Here is a 2,984-nt window from a genome sequence, read left to right on the forward strand (position 1 = left end):
GCATGCCCTCGTGTTCGTGGCCGGGCTCGCGCAGGCGGGCGGCCAGATCGACGAGGCCCGGCGCGATCACGAGGCCGCTTGCATCGAAGCTGCGGTCGGGCGTGAAGTCGCGCGGCGCGGCGCCGAGCGCCACGATGCGCCCGCCGTCAATGGCGAGGTCCCCGACGCGGTCGAGTCTCGAGGCCGGGTCGAGCAGACGGCCTTGGGTGATGAGGATCTTCATGCGTCGTTGCCCGAGATGATCGACATGACGGCCATGCGCACCGCAATGCCGTAGGTCACCTGCGGCAGGATCACGCTCTGCTTGCCATCGGCGACCACGGAGTCGATCTCCACGCCGCGGTTGATGGGCCCCGGGTGCATGACGATCGCGTCCGGCTTGGCGAGCGCCAGCTTCTCTTCGGTGAGTCCGAAGCTCTTGAAGAACTCGCCGGCGCTGGGCAGCATGGCGCCGCTCATGCGCTCGTTTTGCAGCCTGAGCATGATGATCACGTCGGCATCCCGGATGCCCTCGGCCATGTCGTGGCACACGCGCACGCCCATGTCCTTCAGGTCGCCCGGCACCAGGGTGCGCGGCCCGACCGCGCGCACCTCGGCGGCACCCAGGGTGGTGAGCGCGTGGATGTCGGAGCGCGCCACGCGCGAATGCACGATGTCTCCCACGATCGCCACCACCAGGTTGCTGAAATCCTGCTTGTAGTGGCGGATCGTGTACATGTCGAGCAGGCCCTGCGTCGGGTGGGCATGGCGCCCGTCACCGGCATTCACCACATGCACGTGCGGCGCCACGTGTTGCGCGATCAGGTAGGGCGCGCCGCTCTCGGCATGGCGCACCACGAACATGTCCGCATGCATGGCGGACAGATTCGCGATGGTATCGAGCAGGCTCTCGCCCTTCGCCGTGGAGCTTCGCGCGATGTCGAGGTTGATGACGTCGGCCGACAGCCGCTTGGCCGCGATCTCGAAGGTGGTGCGCGTGCGCGTGCTGTTCTCGAAGAACAGATTGAACACGCTCTTGCCGCGCAACAGCGGCACCTTCTTGACCTCGCGGTCGTTGACGCTGAGGAAAGTGCCCGCCGTGTCGAGGATCTGCGTGAGCACCGCCTTGGGCAGGCCCTCGATCGACAGCAGGTGGATCAGCTCGCCGTGGGCGTTGAGTTGAGGGTTGCGCTTGCTCAGCATCAGGCACTCTCCACGTCGAGCGTGAACCGGCCCTCTTCGTCGCGCACCAGCGCGAGCTTTTGCGCAGCCGGTAGCACCACCCGCGCGGCAGACACGGCCGGCTCGATCGGCAGCTCGCGCCCGCCGCGGTCGACCAGCACCGCCAGGGCGACGCTGGCCGGGCGGCCGAAGTCGAACAGTTCGTTGATCACCGCGCGCGTGGTGCGCCCGGTGTAGAGCACGTCGTCGATCAGCAGGATGTGGCGCCCGTCGATCTCGAAAGGCAAAGCCGTGGCATCGGTCGTGGCGGCCAGCCCGCGCGAGCCGAAGTCGTCGCGGTGCAAGGCGCTGGAGATGACGCCGTGCTGACCCGGCAGCCCCAGGTCGCGCTGCAAGCGTTCCGCCAGCCAGGCGCCGCCCGACCAGATACCCACCAGCGCCGCGCTGGCACCCTCGCCGCGGCGCACCAGCGGCCGCAGGTGGGCCAGCAGGTCGGCGTACAGCGCTTCGGCGTCGAGTTGCAGGATCGTCATCAGGTCCTCGGATGCTGGAGATGCGGCAAGGCCGGCTCGCATCGCTCACGCAGGTACTGCTCGAGCAGGATGGCGGCTGCGGCGGCGTCGGCATCGCCCGCCCCCTCGGCCAGCGCCTCGGTCGTGGAATAGCGCTCGTCCACCTCGTGCACTGGCAGCCCGAAGCGGCCCTGCAACTGGCGAGCGAAGCGCCGCGCGCGGTGGGTATTGTCGTGCGGGGCGCCATCGGGATGGAAGGGCACGCCAACCACCAGCGCGGCGGGGTGCCACTCTTCGATGAGCCCGGCGATCGGCGCGAAGCGGGCGTCTCCTTCGGCGACCACGGTGCGCAGCGCCCGCGCGGCGCCGGTCAGCGTATTGCCGACCGCCACGCCGGTACGCTTGAGGCCGAAATCGAAAGCGAGCAGGGTCTGCGGTGCGGCCTGGGCGGCGGGCGCCTCAGGCATGGCCCGCTTCGCTGCTCAGCATGCGCGGGTCGATGCCGAGCAGGGACAGCGCCTTGGTGTAGCGCTGCTCGATCGGCGTGTCGAAGATCACCTCCGGCCGGGCGTCGACAGTGATCCAGCCGTTGCGGGCGATCTCGTCTTCGAGCTGGCCGGCGCTCCAGCCGGCATAGCCCAGCGTGACCAGCACGCGCTTGGGGCCGTTGCCGCTGGCCAGGGCCTCGAGCACGTCCTTGCTGGTGGTCATGGCCATGCCGCCCGGGATGCGCAGCGAGGAGTTGTAGACGGCGCCGTCGGCGTCGATGTCGGCCGCGTCGTCCTCGCCGCGCTCGTGCAGCACGAAGCCGCGCTCGGTCTGCACCGGGCCGCCGATGTAGACCGGCTGCTCGGCCAGTTCGACGCGGTCGAGCACCAGCTCGACCTTCTCGAACAACTTGCCCAGCTTGATGTCGCTGGGCTTGTTGATCACCAGGCCCAGCGCGCCCTTTTCGGTGTGCTCGCACAGGTAGACCACCGAGCCGGCGAAGTTGCCGTCGGCCATGCCGGGCATGGCAATCAGGAACTGATTCGTCAGGTTGGAGGCGCTGCTGGATGCCATGCGGCGATTGTAGTGAGCGGGCACACTGCGGCGCATGCAGAAATCCCCGCAGACCAAGTCCCTCGCGGGCGCGCTCGTCTGGTTGCGCCGGGATCTGCGCGCGCACGACCACGCCGCGCTGAACCACGCGCTGCGTGCGGCCCGGCAAGTCTGGTGCGCCTTCGTGTTCGACCGCGAGATCCTCGATCCGCTGCCGCGCAGCGACCGGCGCGTCGAGTTCATCCGCGAAAGCCTCGTCGATCTGGACGC

General features: G+C 69.0%; 5 protein-coding genes and 1 pseudogene. 1 reads left to right on the forward strand and 5 read right to left on the reverse strand.

Annotated elements, in window-relative coordinates:
• From H0W38_RS19960 to H0W38_RS19980, 5 genes and pseudogenes are all read right to left on the reverse strand, one after another.
• Positions 1–223 (reverse strand): annotated as a pseudogene (locus H0W38_RS19960) (dihydroorotase); the annotation flags it as partial.
• Complete coding sequence (locus H0W38_RS19965) at positions 220–1,182, reverse strand: aspartate carbamoyltransferase catalytic subunit (protein WP_292457449.1); 963 nt, start codon at positions 1,180–1,182, stop codon at positions 220–222. The pseudogene H0W38_RS19960 and the gene H0W38_RS19965, both read right to left, overlap by 4 nt.
• Positions 1,182–1,694 (reverse strand): bifunctional pyr operon transcriptional regulator/uracil phosphoribosyltransferase PyrR, encoded by a 513-nt coding sequence (gene pyrR, locus H0W38_RS19970; RefSeq protein ID WP_292457451.1) that lies wholly within the window; start codon positions 1,692–1,694, stop codon positions 1,182–1,184. Before pyrR ends, H0W38_RS19965 begins: the two co-directional genes overlap by 1 nt.
• Positions 1,694–2,140: a Holliday junction resolvase RuvX gene (gene ruvX / locus H0W38_RS19975; RefSeq protein WP_292457453.1), complete on the reverse strand. Its 447-nt coding sequence runs from the start codon at positions 2,138–2,140 to the stop codon at positions 1,694–1,696. The genes pyrR and ruvX overlap by 1 nt, the downstream gene beginning before the upstream one ends.
• Positions 2,133–2,735, reverse strand: a complete 603-nt coding sequence (locus H0W38_RS19980; protein ID WP_292457456.1) for a YqgE/AlgH family protein — start codon at positions 2,733–2,735, stop codon at positions 2,133–2,135. Before H0W38_RS19980 ends, ruvX begins: the two co-directional genes overlap by 8 nt.
• A gap of 34 nt (positions 2,736–2,769) precedes the next feature.
• On the opposite strand from H0W38_RS19980, the gene H0W38_RS19985 reads away from it, so the two are divergent.
• Positions 2,770–2,984 (forward strand): deoxyribodipyrimidine photo-lyase (locus H0W38_RS19985; RefSeq protein ID WP_292457458.1); only part of this gene is annotated, 215 nt, incomplete at its 3' end.

Origin of the sequence: Methylibium sp. (assembly GCF_013817365.1) — a bacterium.
Lineage (GTDB): Bacteria > Pseudomonadota > Gammaproteobacteria > Burkholderiales > Burkholderiaceae_C > Methylibium.

Coding starts and splice junctions, on each gene's coding strand:
- H0W38_RS19965 (WP_292457449.1), bottom strand. CDS start 1,182: ATGCTGAGCAAGCGCAACCCTCAACTCAACGCCCACGGCGAGCTGATC.
- pyrR (WP_292457451.1), bottom strand. CDS start 1,694: ATGACGATCCTGCAACTCGACGCCGAAGCGCTGTACGCCGACCTGCTG.
- ruvX (WP_292457453.1), bottom strand. CDS start 2,140: ATGCCTGAGGCGCCCGCCGCCCAGGCCGCACCGCAGACCCTGCTCGCT.
- H0W38_RS19980 (WP_292457456.1), bottom strand. CDS start 2,735: ATGGCATCCAGCAGCGCCTCCAACCTGACGAATCAGTTCCTGATTGCC.